The organism is Pseudovibrio sp. Ad26, assembly GCF_001623285.1.
Taxonomy (GTDB): domain Bacteria; phylum Pseudomonadota; class Alphaproteobacteria; order Rhizobiales; family Stappiaceae; genus Pseudovibrio; species Pseudovibrio ascidiaceicola.
The window spans coordinates 114759-138971 of the sequence record NZ_LMCE01000063.1 but is presented as its reverse complement, the minus strand read 5'-3'; the positions used below and the strand labels follow the sequence as shown (position 1 = coordinate 138971).

Sequence of the window (24213 nt, the reverse complement as noted above, 5' to 3'; positions counted from 1 at the left end):
AAGTCGGCGTTTTCTGGCTTAGAGTTTGTGATCTACGCCTTTCCCTAGTGAATGTGCCGTTGGCGGCACGACATGTCTATGATGAGAGCCTGGCAACGGGCTGTCATTGAGACACTAACGAAACGGCTTCTTTATGTTCGATATCGCATGGACAGAGCTGCTGCTTGTTGCTGTGGTTGCCATTTTGGTGGTTGGCCCCAAAGAACTGCCGGGCATGTTGCGCACAATCGGGCGCACAATCGGCAGTGTGCGGCGTATGGCTGGCGAGTTTCAGTCTAGTTTGAATGACGCTGTCAAAGAAGCGGAGAAGCAGACCGGCATTGATGAAATGCGGAAGCAGGCTGATGCCGCACAAAACTTCAATCCACTTGATGACTTGAAAAAGACATTGGCGGACGAGAAGAAGAAGCTTCAGGACAGCATGAAAACTGCGGAGAGCGATGTGAAAAGCTCGCTGAACGGTGAGGGGTCTTCGGAGAGCAAGCCGGACAGTGCGCCAGAAGCTGCGCCTGTGAAAGCAGAGGTTCCGACGCAGAAAGTTGTTTCTTCAGCTGAACTGGCTTCCACGCAAAAAGCAAAAGAAAGTGCCGCAAGCACTCCTTCCAGCAAAGATGAAAGCTAGGGCGGCTATTTTATGAGTGATAACGAAATTGAAGATTCGCGTGCGCCACTGATTGAGCACCTGATCGAATTGCGTTCCCGCCTGATGAAGTCGGTGATTGCGATCGCTATTGCCTTTGCGGTTTGCTTTTACTTCTCAAATGACATCTTCAACTTCCTGATCGAGCCGTTTTCAGCAGCGGCCGGGGAAAGTATTGAAGTCAAGCTGATCTACACCGCTCCGCATGAATGGTTCTTCACGCAGATGAAGCTGGCTTTGTTTGGAGCGCTGTTTATTGCCTTCCCGGTTCTTGCCAGTCAGATTTACATGTTCATGGCGCCCGGGCTTTATAAGCACGAGCGCAGTGCCTTTATTCCGTATCTGGTCGCGACACCTATTTTGTTCGTGATTGGCGGGTCGCTGGTTTATTACCTTGTGCTGCCAATGGCGATGGGCTTCTTCCTAGCCATGCAGCAGATGGGCATGGACGGGCAAGCGTCCATTGAGATGCTTCCGCGTGTGAGTGAGTACCTGAGCTTTGTGATGGTTCTGATCTTCGCGTTCGGTCTGGTTTTTCAGCTTCCGGTTGTTTTGACGCTTATGGGACGCGCGGGTCTTGTGACCTCTGAGTCTTTGAAGGGTAAGCGGAAATATGCTGTGGTTGCTGCGTTTGCAGCTGCGGCAATTTTAACACCTCCTGATCCGATTTCGCAGATCGGTCTTGCACTTCCTACTCTGCTTCTCTACGAAGTCTCCATCTATTGTGTAAGGCTCGTCGAGAAGAAACGTAAAGAGAAGGAAGCGGAAGAAGAGGCCTAGTCTCACTTCCACCCTGATTTACGAGTTTCCCGGCGGGTTATTTGAAGGCAAACCTGCCGGGGTTACTAAGTTATGCTTGATATCAAGTGGATTCGTGAAAATCAGGAGAGCTTTGATACAGCTCTCGCTAAACGCGGCCAAGAGCCACGCGCTGCGCTGCTCGTTGAACTGGACGATGCGCGCCGTTCCCACACCACCAAGCTTCAGGAGGCGCAGCAGCGCCGTAACTCCGCATCCAAAGAAATCGGCATGGCCATGGGCCAGGGCGACAAGGAAAAAGCAGAGGCCCTGAAGGCTGAAGTTGCCGAAATTAAAAGCTTTATTCATAGTGGTGAAGAAGTTCAGCGCCAGTTAACTGCTGCTGTTGAAGAGGCTTTGGCTGTTATCCCCAATATTCCGCATGAGGATGTTCCGCTTGGTGCGGATGAGGCTGACAACGTTTTGCTTCACACGCATGGCGAAAAGCCGCGTAACAACTTTGAGCAGAAAGAACATTACGAGCTGGGTGAGCAACTTGGCGGCATGGACTTTGAAACCGCTGCTAAAATGTCTGGCTCCCGTTTTGTGTTGCTGAAAGGTCAGATTGCGCGTCTGGAGCGTGCGATTGGTCAGTTCATGATTGATCTGCACACTCAGGAAAACGGCTATACCGAAGTTTCTCCTCCGCTGTTGGTGCGCGATAATGCGCTTTACGGCACCAGCCAGCTGCCGAAGTTTGCTGAAGACCTGTTCCGTACGACAAATGATCACTGGCTTATTCCAACAGCAGAAGTTCCGCTGACGAATGTGGTTGCTGGTGAGACGCTTGCTGAGGCGGACCTGCCACTGCGTATGACTGCTCTGACCTATTGTTTCCGGTCTGAGGCTGGGTCTGCTGGTCGTGATACGGCTGGTATGCTGCGTCAGCATCAGTTCCAGAAGTGTGAGCTTGTTTCTATTACGGATGAGAACAGCTCTCTGGAAGAGCTGGAGCGGATGCGTGAGTCTGCTGAAAAGGTTCTGAAGCTGCTTGGCTTGCACTACCGTGTCGTCACACTGTGTGTTGGTGATATGGGCTTTGGTGCTCGTAAAACCTACGATATTGAAGTTTGGCTGCCAGGTCAGGATGCTTATCGCGAGATTTCTTCCTGTTCTGTTTGTGGTGACTTCCAGGGCCGCCGCATGAATGCACGTTACCGCGTGGAAGGCGAGAAGGCTCTGAAATTCGTTCATACTTTGAACGGCTCTGGCCTTGCTGTTGGGCGCTGCCTGATTGCTGTGATGGAAAACTATCAGAATGCAGACGGAACAGTTACGGTTCCTGAGGTTCTTCGCCCGTACATGAATGGCCTTGAAGTCATTGGCGCTTAAAAATTGATGTAAGCGTATTTTCAGCAGAAGGGCGGTTGCGTTCTTCTGCTGTACTGCGCGACTTATATGAGGAATTGCTGCGATATGCGTATCTTACTAACCAACGATGACGGGATCCACGCTGAGGGTCTTGAGGTTTTGGAGCGCATTGCGCGGCAGATTTCAGATGATGTTTGGGTTGTTGCGCCAGAAACCGACCAGAGCGGTGTGGCGCACTCCCTGTCTTTGAATGATCCTTTACGCGTTCGTGAAATTGACAGTCGTCACTTCGCAGTTCGCGGTACTCCGACTGATTGTGTGATCATGGCGGTTCGTTCCATCATGGATACACCGCCTGATCTGGTTCTTTCCGGTATCAACCGGGGTGCGAACATTGCAGATGATGTGACGTATTCCGGCACTATTGCTGCGGCTATGGAAGGCACTTTGATGGGGGTTCGTTCCATTGCGCTTTCCCAGGCATATGCTTTTGGATCCGAGTTCGGCCCGAGCTACGACACGGCTGAAGCGCATGCTGTTGGTGTGATCCGCAGTCTGCTGGAGTTCAATCTGCCATCTGATACGCTGCTGAACGTGAACTTCCCGAAAGACGCGCCTGACATGGTTAAAGGTGTTAAGGTTGTGCGTCAGGGCAAGCGCGATGCGGGTTCGCTCTACATTGAAAGCCGCAAGGATGGCCGTGGTAATCCATATCACTGGCTTGCTTTCCAAAACCGTGTACCAAGTGCGCGTGAAGGGACTGACATCAATGCTTTGAAAGAGGGCTATATTTCAGTCACGCCTTTGCATCTGAACCTGACAGCTGATGAGTTGATGGGGCAGTTGGAAAAGACACTCGAAAAGTCCTGATTTGATGTGAACCTACCGAGGCCCTTCGGGTTCACGTCAGGTTCTTTGGTTATATGTGCGTTTCCTTCAAAGGGCAGAAGTGGCCTTTGAAGGCGCGCTCTTTTGAGCTTGCTGGTCCGCCAGCAGGCTTTGCATTGCAGATAGACGGAGTGTTTAAAATGGAAGACAGTCTGTTTGCTGATGAAGATGGTCGCTTTGATGAGAACCTTGCCAAGCAAGCGGCATGGGTGATGAAGCTGCGATCTGAGGGCGTGCGGAACCTTGAGGTTCTGGGCGCACTTGAAGCTATTCCACGTAAAATATTCTTGTCAGCCAGCCAGCAATTTCTGGCTTTCGAAGATCGTGCATTTCCAATTGATTGCGGGCAGATGAGCACGCAGCCATCCTTAATTGGGAAGGTTGCTGATTTCCTGCAGATGAAACCGGATCATTCTTTGCTGGAGATTGGCAGTGGGTCCGGGTACCAGTGCGCGGTTCTTTCCAAAATCTGTGATCGCATTGTTTCATTGGAGCGCTACCGGACGCTGGCTGATCTGGCGCGTGAGCGGCTTCGGTCTTGTAAGATCAACAATGTCGACGTGATTCATGCAGATGGTCTTGTGGCGCCTGTTGATGAAGAAGATGATGGTGGACCGTTTGACCGTATCATTTTGAATGGCGCGCTGGACCGTGTGCCGGGCTTCTTGTTCGATCGTCTTGCGCCAGGAGGGCGTTTGTTGGCGCCAATTAAGCACGAAAGCGGTATTTGCCGCCTGATCCAATATGACAAAGGTGGCCGCGGTCTTGATGAAACTGACCTTGGTGGCTTCCGCTATCTTTCTCTCACTCCGGGAATAGCTGCGAAACTGTAGGGGAATGAGGCTTTAATTAAGTCTTTATCAACTCTGTTGTCAGTAAACTTACGCCAGTTAGCCTTTTATTTGTATTGGGTAGGGCGGATATGCAGTTTCATTCCCGTGAGAAAGCCAGATTGCGGCGCGGTGTAGCCTTGTTTTTGCTGTCAGCAGGTCTTGCTGGTTGTAGTGGCAATGTGGACCGGTTTGGCAAATCTGAATATGTTGATGAACCAACGTCTCCGGCTCGAACTGCCGTTGTGGTGACGCCCGGACTTCCATCATCAAGCACAAAGTCTGTTGTTCAGCGGGGCGTTTTGCTGCCTGCGCCAACATCAAGCAATGCTCCTATTGTGACTGGCTCTGCGCAATCGCGCGGGTATCCGGCGCAAACATGGCAGCCAACATTTTCCAAACAGCCTGTTCCGGTGAGCCAGCGCACGCGCGCGAGTGCTCTGGTTCCTGCTGCACTTGCTAAAGCGCCTAATGATGGCACGCTTGGCTGGACTGCGGTTGGTGGCCGTGTTGTCACGCTGAAAGCCAATGAGAGTGTTGATAGTCTTGCGTGGCAATACCGTGTTCCGGCGAACGAGATCCTTCATGCCAATCGCGTGACAGTGAGCTCTGCGCTGCAGCCTGGTGATTCTGTTGTTATTCCAGTGAAGATGGTTCGTAAACCGAACCGTTTGCCGAAGGCCAGTGCTCGTGTGTTGCCGTCCAGTAATCAGCAGCCTCAAACAACGGCCTCCATTCCTTCACAGTATGTTGCGCCTTTGAATGCAAATGGTTCTGCTTCCAGGCAGTCTCGTGATGTGTTTGCGACCAAGATTGCGGCTGCGTTGCTTCCTCCGGGTAATGTGGGAGAGCGATCGCGTCCTGTTTACAGTGATGCACCTCCAGCAGCTTATCCGGTGCAAAGGCGTGCACCAGCAGCAGCTGTGCCTGCGTCTTCGCTTCAGCCAATTCAGCAGTCTGCACCTTCTCAGGTCTATCGTGCACAGCAACAGCCAACGACCTATCGCAGTCAGTCTTTGACACCGATTGTCGCTCCTCAGTCTGCGACTGCGCAGCCATCTTACGGTGTGCCTGTTACGGGGCAGGCAGCGCGCAGCGTTGCTCCTCTGCGCGTTTCAGCTGTGCCAAAAAGTAAACCCAGGGCTTCTGTTGCACAGCGTCCGGCATCGGTTGCCAGTGTTACAGCGACACAAGCCGTGCCGAAGCCGAAGAGAATCGCTTTGGCAGGGTTGAACCCGCAACGCGTGACCGCTCCGGTTGCGACACAGCGCACGCTTGCCAATTCTCTTGCGCCGACCCCAGTTCACACCGCAAGTGTTCAGAAGCCGCAAAAACCGATTGTTCCGGTTATCTCTGAAGCTGAGACGGATGTTGTCCGTTTGCAGCCGACAGAAGTTTCCAAGCCAGCGCCTGTGCAGCCAGTTGCGACAGCGAAGGCTCCTAAGGTTGCTGTGGCAGATGAAGCGACGTTCCGCTGGCCGGTGCGTGGGCGGATTATCTCTGACTTTGGCGTGAAGCCGGGTGGGTCTAAAAACGACGGCATTAATCTGGCAGTTCCATCAGGAACAGACATTAAAGCTGCGGAAGACGGAACCATCGTTTACGCCGGTAATGAGCTGAAAGGCTTTGGAAATCTGGTGCTGATCCGCCATGATAATGGCTGGGTTTCGGCTTATGCGCACAACAAAGAGCTGAAGGTGCGCCGTGGTGATGCCGTACGCCGTGGACAGACTATTGCCATGGCTGGTGCGACGGGGTCTGTGACACAGCCTCAGCTGCATTTTGAGCTGCGTAAGGATAACAAGCCGGTAGATCCTATGAACCATCTACCGCGTTCCTAATAAAAAGGGGGAGGGTTCTTCTTGGAACTCTTTTCATAGGTAGAGCACGCCGCGTTGATGACCTTCACGCGGCGTGCTTTTTTATGAGCGCTTTTGCTTGTCAGGACAGCGTTTGGCTGAGGCGGCCTGCCAGATCCTGAATAAATTGCCATGCGACACGACCAGAGCGAGCGCCGCGTGTGGTGGACCATTCCAGAGCCTGCGCGCGGAGCTGCTCCTGCTCGACCTTTAAGCCAAAATGCTCTGTGTAGCCGTAGATCATATCCAGATACTCATCCTGAGAGCATTTGTGGAAGCCAATCCAAAGGCCGAATCGATCAGAAAGTGAAACCTTCTCTTCCACCGCTTCGCTTGCATGGATCGCGGTTGACCGCTCGTTCTCCATCATATCGCGCGGCAAAAGGTGTCTGCGGTTGGATGTGGCGTAAAACAGGACATTTGCTGGTCGACCTTCAATGCCGCCGTCCAGAGCTGCTTTCAGGCTCTTGTAGTTGGTGTCGTCGCCATCAAAGGAGAGATCATCGCAAAAGATGATGAAGTTGTAAGGCTTGCCGCGCAGCTCGTTCATCAACGCTGGGAGGGCTTCGATGTCCTCGCGGTGAATCTCGATGAGAACAAGTTTGCGGACGCCTTCGGAGTTTGCGTGTGCTGCGTTGATCGCAGCATGAGCAGATTTCACCAAAGACGACTTGCCCATGCCTCTGGCGCCCCACAACAGCACGTTATTGGCCGGAAAACCTTCTGCGAACCTATTTGTATTCTCCATCAGCATTTTCTTGGAGTGATCGACGCCTTTGAGCAGGCTAATATCAACCCGATTGACTTTGGGTACAGGTGCAAGCTCAAACGGGGAAGGGTGGAATACAAAGGCATCGGCTTCGTCGAAATTGACAGTAACTGGAGGCTTGGGAAGGGAGCTGGCTAACAGGGCGACAATCTCGTCCAGCTTGGATGTAAGAAGGGCGACTTCAGAGGTATTTTCTTTAGTGGTCATGTGTATCTACGTGATTAACTCAGGTGCGCTGGCATAGGCTTTACGCAAAATGCACTAGGTGAAAAATTGTCTCAGCGGCGGTTCTGCTATTTGATCTGCGGCCAAGTATCCCTATTTACAGCTGTATCATGTCCAATACTCTTGGGGAAAGTCCCAGTTAGCATGTCAATGCCTTGAAAAGGTTGGAGTGGACTGTATAGTCCAGCGCAAAATCCTTGTTCTTTCGGGCCAAGGTCAATTTTGGAGGGGTTTACCTCGCCAATTGTTTAATGATCGCCATCAGGTTCCTCGGGAATTTGTGGTAAGGAGAAACTAATGTTTATTACCCCTGCCTATGCACAGGCCGCAGGCGGCGTGCCAGACGTTGTAATGTCTATTGTGCCGTTCGTCCTGATCTTCGTGATCATGTGGTTCCTGATCATTCGCCCTCAGCGCCAGAAAATGAAGTCTCATCAGGAAATGGTGAGCAATTTGCGTCGCGGCGACACCGTTGTGACCTCTGGTGGTCTGATTGGTAAAGTTGCTAAGATCGTTGATGATGCTGAACTGCAGGTGGACATTGCTGAAGGTACGCGTGTGCGTATTGCTCGTGCCATGATCCAGGAAGTTCGCTCCAAAGGTGAACCTGTTAAGGACGGCGAATAATCGCGCCTTGATACCTGTAGTTTCAGACCGCTTTCCTGTTTCGGCCTTTGCCGCAGTGAGAGCGGTCTGCCTATTCTAGGACCGGGCATATACTCATGCTTCATTTCGCGCGTTGGAAAATCGCCCTGATTATCGTCGTGGTGCTGGGCGGTATCTTTACAACATTGCCGAACTTCTTCCCGGCAAGTACCGTTCAATCCTGGCCGGATTTTATGCCTAAGCGCCAGATTGTTCTCGGTCTTGACCTTCAGGGCGGTGCTTATCTGCTCTATGAGGTTGATAAGGAAGATTACAAAGAAAAACAGTTCCGTCAGCTGGTTGGAAATATCCGCCGGGCCCTGCGCGAGAACCCACGTATCGGCTACACCGGTCTGGGTATTCAGGGAGACGGTGTTCAGGTTCGTATTCGTGATAATGCACGCTTTGATGAAGCTGAACAGCGCCTTGCAGAACTGGTAAATCCGCTTAACTCCGGCGTTTTCGGGGGTGCAGCGGTTAACGAATTTGTTCTTGAACCTCAAGGTGATGGCCTGTTCCGCATGGCTTTCTCTGAGGAAGGTCTGGACATGCGCCTTGCTTCCGTTGTGAGGCAGTCCATTGAGGTTATCCGTCGCCGTGTTGATGAACTCGGCACGACTGAGCCTTCCATTCAGCGTCAGGGCACTGACCGTATCCTTGTTGAAGCGCCGGGTGAATCCAACCCCCAGCGTCTGAAGGACATTATTGGTGCGACTGCGCAGCTGACGTTCCATCTTGTCAGTCAGGAAATGAGCGCGTCACAGGCACTTCAAGGCCGTCCGCCAGCAGGCACGATGGTTGTTGAGGGTTCTGATGGCCAGCCATACCTGCTGGATGAAAACCCGTTGCTGACGGGTGAAGAGCTGCAGGATGCTTCTGTTGCGTTTGACCAGCAGACAAACGAGCCTGTTGTGAACTTCCGCTTCAACACTGCCGGTGCCCGCGTCTTTGCGGATGTGACCCGCGCAAATGTTGGTCGTCCATTCGCGATTGTGCTGGATGACGAAGTGATCACCGCTCCGGTTATCCGTCAGCCAATCACAGGCGGTTCCGGTCAGATCTCCGGTAGCTTCACTGTTGATGGTGCAAATGATCTTGCTGTTCTGCTGCGTGCTGGTGCGCTTCCTGCGCGTCTGGATGTGGTTGAAGAGCGTTCTGTTGGTCCGGGCCTTGGTCAGGATTCCATTGATAGCGGTAAGGTTGCTTCCATCGTTGCAGCAGCAGCGGTCGTGATCTTCATGCTGGCGGCTTATGGCCAGTTCGGTATCATCGCGAACCTTGCCCTTGCTTCCAACGTTTTCCTGATCTTTGGTGTGCTCACCACGCTTCAGGCAACGCTGACCCTGCCGGGTATTGCGGGTGTCGTTTTGACAATTGGTATGGCGGTTGATGCCAACGTGCTGATTTATGAGCGCATTCGTGAAGAGGCACGCGCAGGTCGTTCTGCTATTGGTTCGATTGATGCGGGCTTTAGCCGTGCACTTGGCACCATTTTGGATGCAAACATCACAACGCTGATTGTGGCTGTGATCCTGTTCTTCATCGGTTCCGGTCCTGTTAAAGGGTTCGCGGTAACGCTGATGATCGGTATCTTCACCACAGTGTTCTCTGCGTTTACTATCTCTCGTTTCCTCATCTCTGTATGGGTGAAGCGTAAGCGTCCATCCAAACTGCCAATCTAACTCGGAGCATGACCCTATGAAACTTCTTAGACTTGTTCCGGAGCAGACCAATTTCCGCTTTATGCATTGGCGGGTTTTGAGTTTTCCGTTTTCTGGAATTACGGCAGTTCTTTCCGTTGTGCTGTTCCTGACAATCGGCCTGAACTACGGCATCGATTTTAAGGGCGGAACACTGATTGAGCTGCAGTCCACAAGCGGTCCTGCGAACCTTTCTGAAATTCGCCGGACACTTGGTGGTCTTGATCTGGGTGATGTGCAGGTGCAGGAGTTCGGTAGTCCTACCGAAGTTCTGATCCGCATTGAATCTCAGGGCGATGGCGAAAGCGCGCAGCAGGATGTGGTTGACAGTGTCCGTGGTGCCTTTACCGATGGATATGAATTCCGCAGAACTGAAGTGGTTGGACCTCGTGTCTCCGGTGAGCTTGCTTATGCAGGAACGCTGGCGGTCGGGTCTGCCTTGTTGATGATCATGTTTTACATCTGGTTCCGCTTTGAATGGCAGTTCGCAGTTGGCGCGATTATCACCACCTTCAATGATATCCTGCTGACAGTTGGATTGTTTGCGGTGTTGCAGCTGGACTTTACGCTGTCCAGTATTGCGGCGGTGCTGACGATTATCGGTTACTCACTTAACGATACGGTGGTTGTTTATGACCGTATTCGTGAGAACCTACGTCGTTATAAGCGTCTTTCTCTGGAAGAGCTGCTTGATAAGTCCATCAACGAGACCCTGTCCCGTACAACAATGACATCCGTGACCACTTTGCTCGCGCTGTTTGCGTTGTACTTCCTGGGCGGTGAAGTGATCCAGTCCTTCGTGCTGGCGATGATCTTCGGTATCGTGATCGGGACTTACTCTTCTATCTTCCTTGCCTCTCCGCTGCTGATGCTCATGAAGCTTCGCACCAGCGTGTTTGACAAGAAAGACGACGAAACATCTCCTGCAAAATCCGCTTAATCAGCGGAAGCAGCTAATGTTTTAGATGGGGCTGACTACAGTTGTGGTCAGCCCCATTTTCTATTGGACATTCTTTCGCGTGTAATTAAACAGAGGCTATCAATTTGCGCGTACACTGAGCGAAAATAGCCATTGGAGGACACTATGGGAAAACGTGGAGAGCCTTTGGAAGTGCGGGATGCGCATTATCCAAGCATGGTTCAGATCGATGCCTACGGAAATGGCGGGTTTCGATTTGCGGATATGTCTCATCGTGGATCGCTGATGTGTGTGCCGTCTGGTGTTTATGGTTGGGCACCTACCAGCTTTGACGAAGTTACGGATGAGGCACTGGCGCAAATCCTTGCAGAATCTGACGATATTGAAGTGCTGCTAATCGGTGCTGGTGACGAGTTGAAGCCATTTCCAGAGTCTCGTAAGGGGCCGTTTCGTGAGAAGGGCATCATGGTCGATAGTATGTCCACTGGCGCTGCCGTGCGCACATACAATGTGCTTCTTGGTGAAGACCGTGCCGTAGCAGCCGTGTTTATTGCAGTTGAAGACGTTTAAAAGAAGCGTGGAACTCAGCTATGAGCCAGGCCTATGACCACTGTAATGATTTCGTAAAACGCTTCTCCTACGAGCGTTACCTGAGCACATTGTATGCTCCGATCATTGCGCGTCCGAGTTTGATTGCCCTTTACGCCTTTGCCTGTGAGATTGCGCGTATCCGAGAGCTGGTGAATGAGCCGATGCCCGGAGAAATTCGTCTGCAGTGGTGGCATGATGCGCTGAGTGGCACTGACCACGGTGATGTGATGCACAACCCTGTCGCGCAGGCGATCATTGAGACCATTGAACATCATAAACTGCCAAGAGAGCCGTTCCTCAACCTGATTTCTGCGCGCCGGTTTGATCTTTATTCTGATCCGATGCCGACCATCAATGATCTGGAAGGGTATTGCGGGGAGACTAACTCTACAGTGGTTTTGCTGGCCTCTATGATATTGAGCGGAAAACCTGCTGATCGCCAGCTTTCTGATGCCAGCGGGCATGGTGGTGTGGCGTATGCTCTCTCTGGCTTGATGCAGACGCTTGCGTGGCAGGCCTCGCGGCACCAGCAGTTCCTTCCCAAAGATGTGATGGAGCGACATGGTGTGGATGCCAATGCCTTGCGAGGGAACCGTTCAAATGACGCTGTCTGGGCGGCTTTTGAAGAAATGGTGGAGCTAAGCAAAAAGCATCTCGATGATTGTGAGAGTGCGTTAGAGGGGATTGACCCGTCTGTGTTGCCTGCGTTTTTGCCCGTATTTCAGGTGGAGCTGTTTTTCAATGAGGCGGACAAAGATAGTTTTGAGCCGCTGCAGGTTTGCGGTGGGGCGCCGCATATGCGCCGTGTCTGGCATATGTGGCGGACGTCTCGCCGCCTTACCAAACTCTCGCGGAAATAGAAAAAGCCGGAATTTCCGGCCTTTTCTGTATCTAATAGCATGTTGCGTGCGCGTTAGACGTTCGCGACCCATGCTTTAAAGTCATCCAGACCACGCTTGGCCATAACCTGCTTTTTAAGGCGGGTCTTTTCTTTGCCGCGCAGGCGCTTGCCTTCCGGATGCTTCGGCATTTCGTCCAGTGGAGGCAGAAGGCCGAAGTTGATGTTCATTGGCTGGAAGGAACGCGGGCCGGAACCATCTTCGCGATCAATGTGACCACCCGTGATATGGTTGACGATTGCACCGCATGCGGTTGTGATTGGCGGAGGTGCGATGTCGGTTCCAAGTGCCTGATGAGCTGCGAACAAACCTGTCAAACATCCAACGGCGGTGGATTCCACATAACCTTCACAGCCGGTGATCTGACCTGCAAAACGCACGTGTGGCAGAGCTTTGAGGCGCATTTGATCATCGAGAAGACGCGGTGAATTGAGGAAGGTGTTGCGGTGCAGGCCGCCGAGGCGGGCAAACTGAGCTTCTTCCAGGCCCGGGATCATGCGGAGAATTTCTGCCTGTGCGCCGTACTTCAGTTTGGTCTGAAAACCAACCATGTTGTAAAGCGTGCCAAGGGCATTGTCCTGACGCAGCTGCACCACAGCGTAGGCCTTGATGTCTGGCTGATGGGCATTGGTCAGGCCCATTGGTTTCATTGGGCCGTGGCGCAGAGTTTCGCGGCCACGTTCTGCCATCACTTCAATTGGAAGGCAGCCATCAAAGTAAGGCGTGTTTTCTTCCCATTCCTTGAAGGAGGTCTTTTCGCCGCCGATCAGTGCATCGATAAAGGCTTCGTATTGCTCTTTATCCATTGGGCAGTTGATGTAATCTTTACCTGTCCCGCCCGGGCCGACTTTGTCGTAGCGAGACTGAAACCATGCCTTGTCCATATTGATGGATTCAGTGTGGATGATCGGTGCAATCGCATCAAAAAAGGCGAGGGAGTCTTCGCCGGTTGCTTGCAGGATCTGCTCGGAAAGAGCTGGAGATGTGAGCGGGCCGGTTGCAAGAATAACCTGACCGCTTTCTGCTGATGGAATTTCAGTCACTTCTTCGCGGAGGATCTCTACGTTCTCGTGGCCTTCCAGCGCGGCTTGTACAGCTTGGGAAAATCCATCGCGGTCCACGGCCAGTGCGCCGCCAGCAGGCACTTTGTTGGCATCTGCGCATCTCATGATCAGGGAGCCAGCGGCACGCAGCTCAGCATGAAGCAGGCCAACGGCATTGTTTTCAGCATCGTCAGAACGGAATGAGTTGGAGCACACCAGTTCTGCAAGGCCATCTGTTTTGTGTGCATCGGTCTCACGTGTCGGGCGCATTTCGTGCAGAACGACCTTCAGGCCTTTTTCTGCGATCTGCCATGCTGCTTCGGAGCCTGCCAGGCCGCCGCCAACCACGTGTATGGTCTGCTTCGTCATTTCCTATCCAATCGACTGGGCTCCTGTTGCGCCAAAGCGTCTGATGAAGCCTAAGTGTTTATCGCTTGCGAATTGCTTAGCCTCTGAACTTGCTCAGTTCAATCATTTAGGCCATCAATCTTCCATGGTTGTGCAAAGTGATTCACAAAAACACATGTATTTTTCAAATAAGAAACTGAAGAAAATTTCTCAGGCCTTCGTGATTGCAGTTGGCGCAATTGGGCTAACTGCGTGCATGAGCCAAATTAATAGAAAGCCAAGCACCTGGTATACTCAGATGGGTGGCATCGAAAACAAAGGTGACACACTTTACATCTGTCATGGTTTCGGCTGCGAATATCGCACGGCTGTGACGTTTAGCCAGAAAGACAAACAGCGATTACGCACGATTTTGAAGCGAGGGCATCGAAGCCCTGAAGCAGAACGCGCTGCAATTTCCAAAGCGGTGCAGTGGCAAGAAAAGCGTGTTGGGCCTGTGGTTGGGTCATCCAATGATATTGGTGGGCTGGATATGGGTAATGGCAACGTTAAAGGGCAGATGGACTGCATTGACGAGGCGACCAACACGACAAGCCTGCTGGTTTATGCGGGTTCTCAAGGGTGGCTTAAATACCACCGTGCGGCGCGGCCTGCCTCTCGCGGTTTTTTCCTTGATGGCAAATATCCGCATGCTTCAGCTGTTGTGGTGGATACGACCACAGAGATTCCATGGGTGGTAGACAGCTGGCGCCTGAGTAATGGCAAACCACCGGATATTCTGCACATGACTAAGTGGCTGACTATGACCAGCGCTGATTTGGAAAACCCATCAGGCGGGTGAGCTGGTAATCAGAGTAAAGCAGTGATGATTTGGAGAGCGTATCAGCGAGGCTGGTGCGCTTTTCTTTTGCGTGATTGTTTGCTGAGGGCAATGGGTAGTTTTGAGGGAAATAGGCCCTTAAAACAGCTAACGCCCGTCGATGGGAGGAACGACGGGCGAAGCTAGTAAACAGAGAACTGGGAGGAAATCTCTGTTTAGAACCATCAAGCAGCTTGGGAGGAGGTGCTGCCTGAGGATTGTATGTTAGGCTGCCGAGGTTTAATTGGGAGGAGTTCCTCAGCGGCCTTGAGTTGGTTTATACAAAAGACTTTCCAATTGTGCATCACATCATTTCGCATGTCCGATATGCAAAAAATGCATGGCATTATGGCGAATGATGGCGCTACCACTCTTTAAAACGACATAAATGCCAAAATTAACGATTGTGCAGTGCGGTAATTTTGTGATTTAGGGCACAAATCTGCATACCTGAGGGGCTAAGAACGCTATTTTTAGGCAGTTGGCGCTCAAAACTTAATCATATTTCAATGTGTCGGCCATTTTGGGCAGGTTTTGTGGTGGAGCGGCATCAATTGGAATTTTCTGTTGTTTGCATGGAAAGCGCCTGCTGTGGAGTGTGGTCTTTGCAAAAAAAAATGACCGGGACAGTGCCCGGCCATTTGGTTTTTACTCTGCTGCATCCAGCTTGTTGGCGCTTCGCCTTTCAAACAATTCCTTGAGGAAGTGCCCTGTATAGCTCTCCTGTACCTCCGCCACGTCCTGCGGTCGGCCTGTTGCGACGATAGTTCCGCCGCCGTCTCCGCCTTCAGGTCCAAGGTCAAGGATCCAGTCTGCGGTTCTGATCACTTCCAGATTGTGCTCAATCACGAGAACTGTGTTGCCTTGATCGACCAGCTCATGAAGTACGTCAAGCAACTTGGCGACATCGTGGAAATGGAGGCCGGTTGTTGGTTCGTCCAGAATGTAGAGCGTGCGACCGGTTGAGCGTTTGGAAAGCTCTTTTGCCAGTTTCACACGTTGTGCTTCGCCGCCGGACAATGTGGTCGCCTGCTGGCCCACCTTGATGTAGCCAAGCCCCACGCGAGCAAGGGTTTCCATTTTATCGCGGATGGATGGCACAGCAGAGAAGAAGCTTGCTGCTTCTTCAACGGTCATGTCCAGCACATCTGCAATGGATTTTCCCTTGAACTGAACTTCCAATGTCTCGCGATTGTAGCGCTTGCCCTTACAGACATCACAGGTGACATACACATCGGGCAGGAAGTGCATCTCGATTTTGATGACGCCGTCACCCTGACAGGCTTCGCAGCGTCCGCCTTTCACGTTGAAAGAGAAGCGACCCGGCGCGTAGCCGCGTGTTTTTGCTTCCGGCATGCCTGCAAACCACTCACGGATTGGAGTGAACGCGCCTGTGTAGGTTGCCGGGTTGGAGCGCGGCGTTCTGCCAATTGGGGATTGGTCAATGTCGATGACTTTGTCCAGGCGCTCCAGACCTTCAATCCGGTCATGCGGGGCGGGGTTGTCGCGTGCACCGTTGAGACGACGAGCCGTTGCCTTGTAGACGGTGTCGATCAGGAATGTTGACTTACCGCCACCGGATACACCGGTCACACATGTGAAAGTGCCAAGCGGAATGGTTGCATTCACGTCTTTGAGGTTGTTGCCGCGTGCGCCGAACACCTTGATCTGACGGTTCTTGTCAATCTTGCGCGGCTCATCTGGTTGCGGGATGCTCATTTTGCCGGAAAGATACTTACCAGTGAGAGAGGCCGGATTAGCCATCACTTCATCTGGTGTACCTTTGGCAACTACCTGTCCGCCATGGATACCTGCGCCCGGGCCTACATCCACCACGTAATCCGCAGTCAGAACGGCGTCTTCGTCGTGTTCTACCACGATGACGGTGTTGCCCAGATTGCGCAGGTGCTTCAGTGTTTCCAGAAGGCGGGCATTGTCACGCTGGTGCAGGCCGATGGATGGCTCATCCAGAACATAAAGAACACCAGTCAGGCCGGAACCAATCTGAGAGGCCAGACGAATGCGCTGGCTTTCACCGCCAGACAGGGTTCCAGAAGAGCGGTCCATGGAGAGGTATTCCAGGCCAACATCGTTGAGGAACTTCAGGCGCTCACGGATTTCCTTAAGGATGCGGTACGCAATTTCGTTCTGTTTGTCGGAGAGCTTTTCGTCAATGCTGGAGAACCAGTCATGTGCAGTTTTGATGGAAAGAGCTGTGATCTCACCGATGTGGCGGTCTGCAATTTTGACGCAAAGGGCCTCAGGTTTGAGGCGGTAGCCTTTACAGGCATCGCAGGCATGGTCTGACTGGTAGCGTGAAAGCTCGTCGCGCACCATTTGAGAATCTGTTTCACGCCAGCGGCGCTCAATGTTGCCGACAACGCCTTCAAATGGCTTTTCGGTTTTGTAAGAGCGGGTACCATCGTCGTAAACGAACTGTACTTTTGTATTGCCGGTTCCAAACAGCACTGCATTGCGGAAGTCTTCAGGAAGGTCTTTCCAGGCTTTGGTCATTGGCTGTTTATGATGCTTCGCCAATGCTTCCAGTGTTTGGGTGTAATAAGGAGAGGTCGAACCGGTTTTTGACCATGGCAGGATCGCGCCGCCTCGAAGGGACAGGGTTTGGTCCGGTACAACGAGTTCGGCTTCAAACGCCAGTTTTGTGCCGAGACCATCGCAAGTCGGGCATGCGCCAAACGGGTTGTTGAACGAGAACAGGCGCGGTTCAATCTCTGGGATCGTGAAGCCGGAGACTGGGCAAGCGAATTTTTCAGAGAAAATGAGCTGCTTTGCTTTGCCTTTTTCATCCTGCTGATCTGCAAACTCAACGGTAGCGAGGCCTTCGGCCAGCTCCAGTGCGGTTTCCAGAGAATCTGCCAGGCGGCCAGCCATGTCTTCGCGCACAACGATACGGTCAACAACGACGTCAATATCGTGTTTAAACTTCTTATCCAGAGCGGGCGCATCGGCGATTTCATAATACTCGCCGTCAACTTTTACGCGCTGGAAGCCCTTTTTCATGAGCTCAGCGAGTTCTTTTCTATACTCACCTTTGCGGCCACGCACGATTGGGGCCAGCAAGTACAGGCGAGTTCCTTCTTCCAGCATCAAAATGCGGTCGACCATCTGGGAGACGGTCTGACTTTCAATTGGAAGGCCTGTTGCCGGGGAATATGGGATGCCCACGCGCGCGAACAGAAGGCGCATGTAGTCATAGATTTCGGTGACCGTACCGACTGTGGAGCGCGGGTTTTTTGAGGTGGTTTTCTGTTCAATGGAGATGGCAGGTGACAGGCCGTCGATCTGATCTACGTCTGGTTTCTGCATCATTTCAAGGAACTGGCGGGCGTAAGCGCTCAGGCTTTCAACGTAGCGGCGCTGCCCCTCGGCATAAATGGTATCGAAGGCAAGCGAAGATTTGCCTGAGCCGGACAGGCCAGTCATGACGATCAGGCTGTCTCGTGGAAGATCCAGGTCCACATTCTTCAAGTTATGTTCGCGAGCGCCACGTACAGTGATCTGCTTCATAAGGTCTGCGCGCGCGGGAGTATTTTGTGTGTCATGTGTTGGCGACTTCGCCATGGAACTGTCCTTTATCACGGATACCGAGTTCGCATATAAAAAGCAAAACAGGTCTGGGCGCGATCCTCAAAATGCAGGAGAATGAGCGCTGGAAATCAGGTGGAACATAAACGGAACAATTTTAAGGAGCAAGCCTTTTTGAGTTTGCTCGCGTAAAATTGTCTTTTAGAAAAATTGAGAGTTGAACTTGGCAGTTTTGCAAGGCAATGTGTCGGAACAAAAATAGAACGAGCAGAGAGCCTTGCTTGCGGGCGCCTGATATTCCGACTGAAAGCCTAGGAAATGTGGACAACCACTGCGGCTTTGAGAAAGTCTGTTTGAATTGTAGAGCGCGGAGCATAGGTTACTTGCCAACTTAACTCGCTTAAACTTGGGGCGAGTTCAGACTTAGGAGTAATTCAATGGCCGGTAGCGTCAATAAAGTCATTTTGGTTGGAAATTTGGGCGCAGATCCGGAAATTCGCCGTACGCAGGACGGTCGTCCGATCGTCAACTTGCGTATCGCTACTTCGGAGAGCTGGCGTGACCGTAATAGCGGCGAGCGCCGTGAGCGGACCGAATGGCACCGTGTTGTTGTGTTTAATGAGGGTCTTGCAAAGGTTGCCGAGCAATTCCTGCGCAAAGGCTCCAAGGTTTACATCGAAGGTCAGTTGCAAACCCGCAAATGGCAGGACCAGAGCGGCCAGGATAAATACTCCACCGAGATCGTTCTGCAGGGCTTTAACTCTACGCTGACTATGCTTGATGGTCGCGGCGAAGGCGGTGGCGGCGGAGGTGGTCAAGCACCATCTGGCGGTTTCGGCGGTGGAATGGACGACGAAATTCCGTTCTAAGCCAAGCAGGCAATTCAAGATGGCCCGGAGTGAGCATTGTTTCACTACCGGGCTTTTTTGTGCTCTGGTGCGAAGTCTTGTTAAAGGGAGGGCGCGACTAGAAGTGCTGGCTTGAGGTGTGGTGAAATGTCTGCTTGGGTGTGTACTCTTAAAATAAAAGAGAAGCAGCACGCGCAGAAACGCAATGCTAGCAAACGAAATAAATTAAAGGGAAAGAATTGGTACGCCCAAGGGGAATCGAACCCCTGTTTCCGCCGTGAAAGGGCGGCGTCCTAACCGCTAGACGATGGGCGCACTCTACAGCATCTGCGCATGTGGCGCGCTGTGTGAGGAGGCTTATAAGTTTTCAGTAGGATATTGTCTAGTGCTTAAAATTTTATAATTCAAACAATCCACAAATATGGATTTGGTCTATTCTTTTCTCAATTATTGTTAGATTTCAGCGCCTCAATTGAAGTTGAGACGCTGAAAAGCTTGTGCTGGAATTACCAGCTGCCGGTGTTGCTCATAGAGAGCCATGGCTCAGCTGGCTCAAGGCTTCCACCTTTTTGCAAAAGCTCAATGGAAATCCCATCTGGAGAAACAATGAATGCCATGCGACCATCACGGGGTGGTCGGTTGATGGTGATGCCTGCTGCCTGCAGCTTCTCGCAGGTCTCATAGATATTGTCGACTTCATAAGCGAGGTGACCGAAGTTGCGCCCTCCGGCGTATTCTTCCGGATCCCAGTTATAGGTCAACTCAAGGGTTGGGGCGGAGGATGCATTGAAGTTCTCTTTATCTTCAGATGCGGCCAAGAAGACCAGCGTGAACCGGCCAGCTTCGCTTTCGTGGCGGCGTACTTCTTCCAGCCCAAAGATACTGCAATAAAAGTTCAGGGATTCATCAAGGTCTTTGACGCGGACCATGGTGTGTAGATAACGCATGTCGAACTCTTTCTTTTATGGGATTGGCTCTGTGAAGTGAGAACCAGCAGAGGTTGAAGTTGGGCGAAGCTAGCGTGAAAAATGCTGAGAGGGAAGGGTGTCCAGTATTTCTGAATTCAGGATATGCAAGGTATGCTCCGCAATAGTGTGTATCTGATGACAAGCGGAGACTTTGAAAGTAACGCGGGGATTCATGGGATAAAATCTTCAGTAGTGTTAGCTATACCCCCTCCAAACTTCAGGTAAATGGTGTTGATAGGACAACACTAACCAAATCAATGGGGGATCATTTAGCTCTTTGTTAATTTTTTACCTTTTTGCCGTCGGGCGTAATGATATTCTTTTTGTGGAATCAAGTGGTGTTCGGTTTTGATCGAGCGTTACATTTCAGATGCGGCAAATTTCGGGGCATTCATCATGGTGGTAAAAACGGCGCCTCAGGTAGGCTCTGTCGAGGACCTGGTTGACGATACAGCCTTAGATGTTCTTCAGGTGGCAGGAACAATCAAGTGGTTTGATATTGGCAAAGGCTATGGTTTTGTAGAGCCAGAAGACGATCTGCCTGACGTCTTGTTGCATGTTACATGCTTGCGCCGAGACGGTTATCAGACGGCGTATGAAGGCGCGCGTGTTGTTTGCGAGGTGCTTAATCGTCCGCGCGGATTGCAGGCGATGCGCATTCTTTCCATGGATGAGAGTTATGCGGTTCATCCTTCTCAGCTGCCACCTTCCCGGACACACGTGCAGGTGACGCCAGAGGGTAGCTTTATCGACGCGGAAGTGAAGTGGTTTAACCGGGTCAAGGGCTTTGGTTTCCTAACGCGCGGCGAGGGAACGGAAGATATCTTTATTCATATGGAAACATTGCGCCGCTTCGGTATTACGGAGTTGCGGCCCGGCCAAAAGGTGCAGGTGCGCTTTGGTGATGGGCCAAAAGGCAAGATGGCTGCAGAAGTTCGGCCTGTTGGTAGTGGTACTCACATTCCGGCATCCCACTGATGAGAGTCTGACGATTTTCAGATCACATTCCTGAGATTTGCTGATTTTAAGCCCTTGGCGACTTGCCAAGGGTTTTTCTTTGGCTCAATGCTAAAGAAAACGAGGTTTAAGGCTATATGACGGTTCTTCGAATTGCATTCATTTTTGTTGTGCTGGGTATGACATCAGCGGTTGCTGCGGGTATGAGAACTGAGATGCTTGAAGTGCGTAGTGCCAATGGAACGCATGAGTTTCAGGTTGAAGTCGCTGAAACGCCTGATGACAGGGCTCAAGGTTTGATGGGCCGAACGGATCTGACGGCTGATCAAGGGATGCTGTTCATTTTCCCGCAGTCGGGTCTTCAATATTTCTGGATGAAAAATACGCCGACTTCGCTTGATATCATCTTCATCGGGTCTGATTATAAAGTTAAAAGTATTGCTGCAAATACAGTGCCGTACTCGGAAGAGATTATTCCTTCCGGTTTGCCTGCTCAATATGTTTTAGAGGTGGTGGCTGGGCGCGCGGCTGAATTGGGCATACAGCCCGGAGATCGCGTTATTCGTATCCCATAGATGAAGTGTCGAATGGTTCGCAGGAAAATGTGCCGACTGAGGAGTTCAGCCGGCACAATAGCGTTTAAAGACTGTTTTTGAACTGGAGCTTTTTCTCCCAATCCAGCGCGTGCTTTACGATTGTTGGCAGGTCATCAAAGCGGGGCTTCCAATCCAGGTTGCTCATGATTCTGGAGTTGTCTGCGACAACTTTTGGAGAGTCGCCAGCACGGCGCGGCTCTTTTTTCACCTCAAAATCAACATCTGATACGGCTTTCACAGCGTCAATGACCTGAAGGACTGAATAGCCGTCACCGTAGCCTGCGTTCATGATAATGCTATCTCCGCCATCGCGCAGGCGTTTTAGGGCGAGGTAGTGTGCGCTTGCAAGGTCGGAAACGTGGATGTAATCGCGCACTCCGGTTCCATCTGCTGTGTCGAAATCATCGCCAAAAATGCCGAGATGGGTGCGTTTGCCGAGAGCAGCTTCGCAGGCCACTTTGATCAGGTGGGTCGCATTCTTGGTGGATTGGCCAGTGCGACCTTCAGGGTCTGCGCCTGCCACATTGAAATAGCGTAGAGCCGTGTATTTAAACTCGTGCGCAGCGGCGGTGTCGCGCAGCATAAGTTCTGTCATAAGTTTTGAGGTGCCGTAAGGGCTTAAGGGGGTTAGTGGCGTATCTTCAGAAACTGGGATAACTTCTGGATCGCCATAAACAGCTGCGGTTGATGAGAAAATGAAATGCTTGATGCCATTTTTTACGCAAGCTTCAATCAATGTGCGCGAGGCTGCTGTGTTATTTTCATAATATTTCAATGGGTTAGATACAGATTCTGGAACAATGATTGAACCAGCGAAGTGAATGATCGCAGTGATTTCGTGGTTGCGAAAGATCGTTTGGAGCAGATTAAGATCTGTGATTTCGCCTTCGTAAAGCTTTGTGCTTTGCGGGATGGCCCAATCAAAGCCAGTGGACAGGTTGTCTATGACGACAAAATCCTCTCCAGCGTCGTGAAGGCACCACGTCATGTGGCTTCCAATATATCCGCAGCCGCCTGTTACAAGTATGGTCATTGTCTGCTCCAAGACTTTCAAAATAGGTGTGTTTCATAGAGCGCTTACGAGCTGATCTCTATGCAAAAGAATTAGTCTTGATTATTCGCCCTCAAGAATCTGGTGATCGCGGGCGGCTTGAACTTCCAGGAACACGCGTCCGATCAGTGGTTGCGTTCGTTTGATCGTGTCTTCCAGTGAGAAAATGACCTCTTCAACTCCGCCTGCTGTCAGGGCATCTTCGAAATCCAGAGAGGCTGCGAGGAGGACGTCATTCGGACCCAGGTGCAGTGTGCGGATTTCATTCACGCCCTTTACAGCTGCAGGTGCTTGCAGGATTTCTCGCACGGATGCGACTAGCTCGTCTGAAGCACTTTCGCCGATGAGGAGGCCTTTGGTCTCCAGTGCCAGAACAAAGGCCGTGCCTGCGAGGATTAGACCAATTACGACTGATGCTGCGCCGTCAAGCCATGCGATGCCCAAAGCTTGAGCGCCGTAGATGCCGACAAGTGCTACGAGCAGGCCGAGCATTGCGGCTGTATCTTCGAAAAGCACTGTGAAAACTGTAGGGTCTTTGCTGTCGCGCACAGCCGCAAGGAAAGGGCGCTTGCCTTTGGTTTTCTTGAACTCTTTGTAGGCGACCATCCAGGCCCAGCCTTCAAAAATGATTGCGAGTCCAAGAACGATATAAGCGATCAGGGCAGATTCAATCGGGTGAGGATTGAGGATTTTCTGAATGCCTTCGTAGAGTGAAATACCTGCGCCGACCGCGAAAATCATGATAGCGACGACAAATGCCCAGAAGTAAATTTCTGAGCCGTATCCGAACGGGTGTTTTTCATCTGCAGGTTTTTCAGCGCGCTTCATGCCAAGCAACAGGAGGCCCTGATTTCCCGTGTCAACGAGCGAGTGAATGCCTTCGGACAGCATTGCGGCAGACCCGGTATAGGCTGCGGCAGCAAATTTGGTGATTGAAATGAGTGTGTTGCCAGCAAGGGCGGCGAAAATCACTTTTTTTGAGCCGTGGGCAGCCATTCGAATCCTCCGTATAATACAAGGGTGACTTTACGAAGGGGATTGGGGACTGCAAGCTCTATCTCATTTAGAGAGAAGAGCGCCCACAAGAGGTATGGGCGCTCGCCTGAATTATGAATGCATCTCGATTAAAGAGAAGATGCCGTCTGCGACGAACTGAACGGACAGCGCTGCGAGGATCACACCAAACAGACGGGTGATGATGAGCTGAACTGTTGAGCCAAGCAGTTTATCGATGCGCGCTGCCAGCAGAAACACAAAGAAGCTGAGTGCAAGCACAGAAAGGAGGACTGCGATCAGGCTCATCTGGCCTGCGAAACCCGGCGCCTGCCCGGCGAGCAGGATGATTGCAGAGATAGTTGCCGGACCTGCAATGAGCGGAATAGCCAGTGGGAACACAGCTGTCTGAGACAGGTCTTCCTGTTCGACAACCTTTTCCGCACTTTCAGCTTTACGCTTTTGGCGATGTTCAAACACCATCTCAGTCGCGATGATGAATAGCAGAAGGCCGCCAGCAACCTTAAATGCAGCTTGAGAAATGCCGAGAACTTCCAGAAGCTGGCGTCCGGCAAAGAAAAATGCCAGGAGCGTGATGCCAGAAATGATCACGGCTTTAATCGCGATCTGACGGCGCTCAACACTGCTTGCCCCGGCGGTTACGGCCAGAAAAATTGGAGCCAGGCCAATCGGGTCGATGGTGACAAACAGCATGGCAAATGCATTGATGAGGAACTCAATGAGCATTGCGCTTTACCTTGTATATGGTGTTAGCCCGTCTTTTGGGCGCTTTTACCCGCATTTCTGCGGTTCTTGAGAGGGCGCTACCAGACAAAGTTGTATTTGGCAAGAGTTTGATAGGATTTTGCTCAACCTGCGTATAGCTTAGTATTTTTATGAGGAAGAGCGATGCTTTTGAGCAACGAAACT

The 24213-nt window shown here is 51.7% G+C and carries 22 protein-coding genes and 1 tRNA gene; 15 read left to right on the top strand and 8 right to left on the bottom strand.

Annotation, left to right across the window (positions count from 1 at the left end):
* Positions 1-133: 133 nt before the first annotated feature.
* The 6 genes from tatB (at position 134) to PsAD26_RS15990 (ending at position 6308) form a co-directional block, all read left to right on the top strand.
* Positions 134-622, top strand: a complete 489-nt coding sequence (tatB, locus tag PsAD26_RS16015) for a Sec-independent protein translocase protein TatB (RefSeq protein ID WP_057466251.1) — start codon at positions 134-136, stop codon at positions 620-622.
* Between the two features lie 12 nt (positions 623-634).
* Positions 635-1420 carry a twin-arginine translocase subunit TatC gene (gene tatC, locus PsAD26_RS16010; RefSeq protein WP_057466252.1) on the top strand — a complete coding sequence of 262 codons (786 nt, stop codon included), beginning with the start codon at positions 635-637 and terminating at the stop codon, positions 1418-1420.
* Between the two features lie 72 nt (positions 1421-1492).
* Positions 1493-2770: a serine--tRNA ligase gene (gene serS, locus PsAD26_RS16005; protein WP_063311250.1), complete on the top strand. Its 1278-nt coding sequence runs from the start codon at positions 1493-1495 to the stop codon at positions 2768-2770.
* 84 nt (positions 2771-2854) lie between these two features.
* Positions 2855-3619 (top strand): 5'/3'-nucleotidase SurE, encoded by a 765-nt coding sequence (gene surE, locus PsAD26_RS16000; RefSeq protein ID WP_057466254.1) that lies wholly within the window; start codon positions 2855-2857, stop codon positions 3617-3619.
* A gap of 86 nt (positions 3620-3705) precedes the next feature.
* Entirely contained in the window at positions 3706-4470 is a 765-nt protein-coding gene (locus PsAD26_RS15995; RefSeq protein WP_208985723.1) for an rRNA adenine N-6-methyltransferase family protein, read from the top strand.
* Positions 4471-4559: 89 nt separating this feature from the next.
* A complete protein-coding gene (locus tag PsAD26_RS15990) occupies positions 4560-6308 on the top strand; it encodes a M23 family metallopeptidase (protein WP_063311249.1) in 1749 nt (582 codons plus the stop codon).
* Positions 6309-6408: 100 nt separating this feature from the next.
* Here the strand turns inward: PsAD26_RS15990 and PsAD26_RS15985 are convergent, their stop codons facing one another.
* Positions 6409-7302 carry an ATP-binding protein gene (locus PsAD26_RS15985; protein WP_063311248.1) on the bottom strand — a complete coding sequence of 298 codons (894 nt, stop codon included), beginning with the start codon at positions 7300-7302 and terminating at the stop codon, positions 6409-6411.
* 315 nt (positions 7303-7617) lie between these two features.
* On the opposite strand from PsAD26_RS15985, the gene yajC reads away from it, so the two are divergent.
* The 5 genes from yajC to PsAD26_RS15960 all read left to right on the top strand — a co-directional run bounded on the left by yajC (position 7618) and on the right by PsAD26_RS15960 (position 12035).
* Positions 7618-7947, top strand: coding sequence for a preprotein translocase subunit YajC (gene yajC / locus PsAD26_RS15980; RefSeq protein ID WP_057466258.1), 330 nt, complete (start codon positions 7618-7620; stop codon positions 7945-7947).
* Between the two features lie 95 nt (positions 7948-8042).
* The gene (secD, locus tag PsAD26_RS30205; protein WP_063311247.1) at positions 8043-9647 is read left to right on the top strand and encodes a protein translocase subunit SecD; all 1605 of its coding nucleotides are present in this window, start codon (positions 8043-8045) and stop codon (positions 9645-9647) included.
* Between the two features lie 16 nt (positions 9648-9663).
* Positions 9664-10605 (top strand): protein translocase subunit SecF, encoded by a 942-nt coding sequence (gene secF / locus PsAD26_RS30200; RefSeq protein ID WP_063311246.1) that lies wholly within the window; start codon positions 9664-9666, stop codon positions 10603-10605.
* A 144-nt stretch (positions 10606-10749) separates the two neighbouring features.
* On the top strand, positions 10750-11154 hold the full coding sequence (locus PsAD26_RS15965; RefSeq protein WP_057466261.1) for an Mth938-like domain-containing protein: 405 nt from the start codon (positions 10750-10752) through the stop codon (positions 11152-11154).
* A 20-nt stretch (positions 11155-11174) separates the two neighbouring features.
* Positions 11175-12035, top strand: a complete 861-nt coding sequence (locus tag PsAD26_RS15960) for a phytoene/squalene synthase family protein (RefSeq protein WP_063288807.1) — start codon at positions 11175-11177, stop codon at positions 12033-12035.
* Between the two features lie 53 nt (positions 12036-12088).
* Here the strand turns inward: PsAD26_RS15960 and trmFO are convergent, their stop codons facing one another.
* Positions 12089-13486: a methylenetetrahydrofolate--tRNA-(uracil(54)-C(5))-methyltransferase (FADH(2)-oxidizing) TrmFO gene (trmFO, locus tag PsAD26_RS15955; protein ID WP_084403702.1), complete on the bottom strand. Its 1398-nt coding sequence runs from the start codon at positions 13484-13486 to the stop codon at positions 12089-12091.
* A gap of 235 nt (positions 13487-13721) precedes the next feature.
* Here trmFO and PsAD26_RS15950 point away from each other — a divergent pair, with 235 nt between their 5' ends.
* Positions 13722-14306, top strand: coding sequence for a hypothetical protein (locus PsAD26_RS15950; protein WP_208981903.1), 585 nt, complete (start codon positions 13722-13724; stop codon positions 14304-14306).
* Positions 14307-14972: 666 nt separating this feature from the next.
* Here PsAD26_RS15950 and uvrA read toward each other — a convergent pair.
* Complete coding sequence (uvrA, locus tag PsAD26_RS15945) at positions 14973-17906, bottom strand: excinuclease ABC subunit UvrA (RefSeq protein ID WP_063311245.1); 2934 nt, start codon at positions 17904-17906, stop codon at positions 14973-14975.
* A 401-nt stretch (positions 17907-18307) separates the two neighbouring features.
* On the opposite strand from uvrA, the gene PsAD26_RS15940 reads away from it, so the two are divergent.
* Positions 18308-18739 (top strand): single-stranded DNA-binding protein, encoded by a 432-nt coding sequence (locus tag PsAD26_RS15940; RefSeq protein WP_063311244.1) that lies wholly within the window; start codon positions 18308-18310, stop codon positions 18737-18739.
* 219 nt (positions 18740-18958) lie between these two features.
* Here the strand turns inward: PsAD26_RS15940 and PsAD26_RS15935 are convergent.
* Positions 18959-19033 (bottom strand) — tRNA-Glu (locus PsAD26_RS15935).
* 191 nt (positions 19034-19224) lie between these two features.
* Positions 19225-19665, bottom strand: coding sequence for a lactoylglutathione lyase (gene gloA / locus PsAD26_RS15930; RefSeq protein WP_063311243.1), 441 nt, complete (start codon positions 19663-19665; stop codon positions 19225-19227).
* A 417-nt stretch (positions 19666-20082) separates the two neighbouring features.
* Between gloA and PsAD26_RS15925 the strand changes: the two genes are divergently transcribed.
* Together PsAD26_RS15925 and PsAD26_RS15920 are read left to right on the top strand one after the other, a co-directional pair.
* Positions 20083-20664: a cold-shock protein gene (locus PsAD26_RS15925; protein ID WP_063311313.1), complete on the top strand. Its 582-nt coding sequence runs from the start codon at positions 20083-20085 to the stop codon at positions 20662-20664.
* 194 nt (positions 20665-20858) lie between these two features.
* On the top strand, positions 20859-21218 hold the full coding sequence (locus PsAD26_RS15920; protein ID WP_244278247.1) for a DUF192 domain-containing protein: 360 nt from the start codon (positions 20859-20861) through the stop codon (positions 21216-21218).
* 64 nt (positions 21219-21282) lie between these two features.
* Here PsAD26_RS15920 and galE read toward each other — a convergent pair whose 3' ends face one another.
* From galE to PsAD26_RS15905, 3 genes are all read right to left on the bottom strand, one after another.
* Positions 21283-22272, bottom strand: coding sequence for a UDP-glucose 4-epimerase GalE (galE, locus tag PsAD26_RS15915; protein ID WP_084403701.1), 990 nt, complete (start codon positions 22270-22272; stop codon positions 21283-21285).
* Between the two features lie 81 nt (positions 22273-22353).
* Positions 22354-23286 carry a cation diffusion facilitator family transporter gene (locus tag PsAD26_RS15910; protein ID WP_063311242.1) on the bottom strand — a complete coding sequence of 311 codons (933 nt, stop codon included), beginning with the start codon at positions 23284-23286 and terminating at the stop codon, positions 22354-22356.
* A gap of 111 nt (positions 23287-23397) precedes the next feature.
* Positions 23398-24030 carry a MarC family protein gene (locus PsAD26_RS15905; protein WP_063311241.1) on the bottom strand — a complete coding sequence of 211 codons (633 nt, stop codon included), beginning with the start codon at positions 24028-24030 and terminating at the stop codon, positions 23398-23400.
* Between the last annotated feature and the right edge of the window lie 183 nt (positions 24031-24213).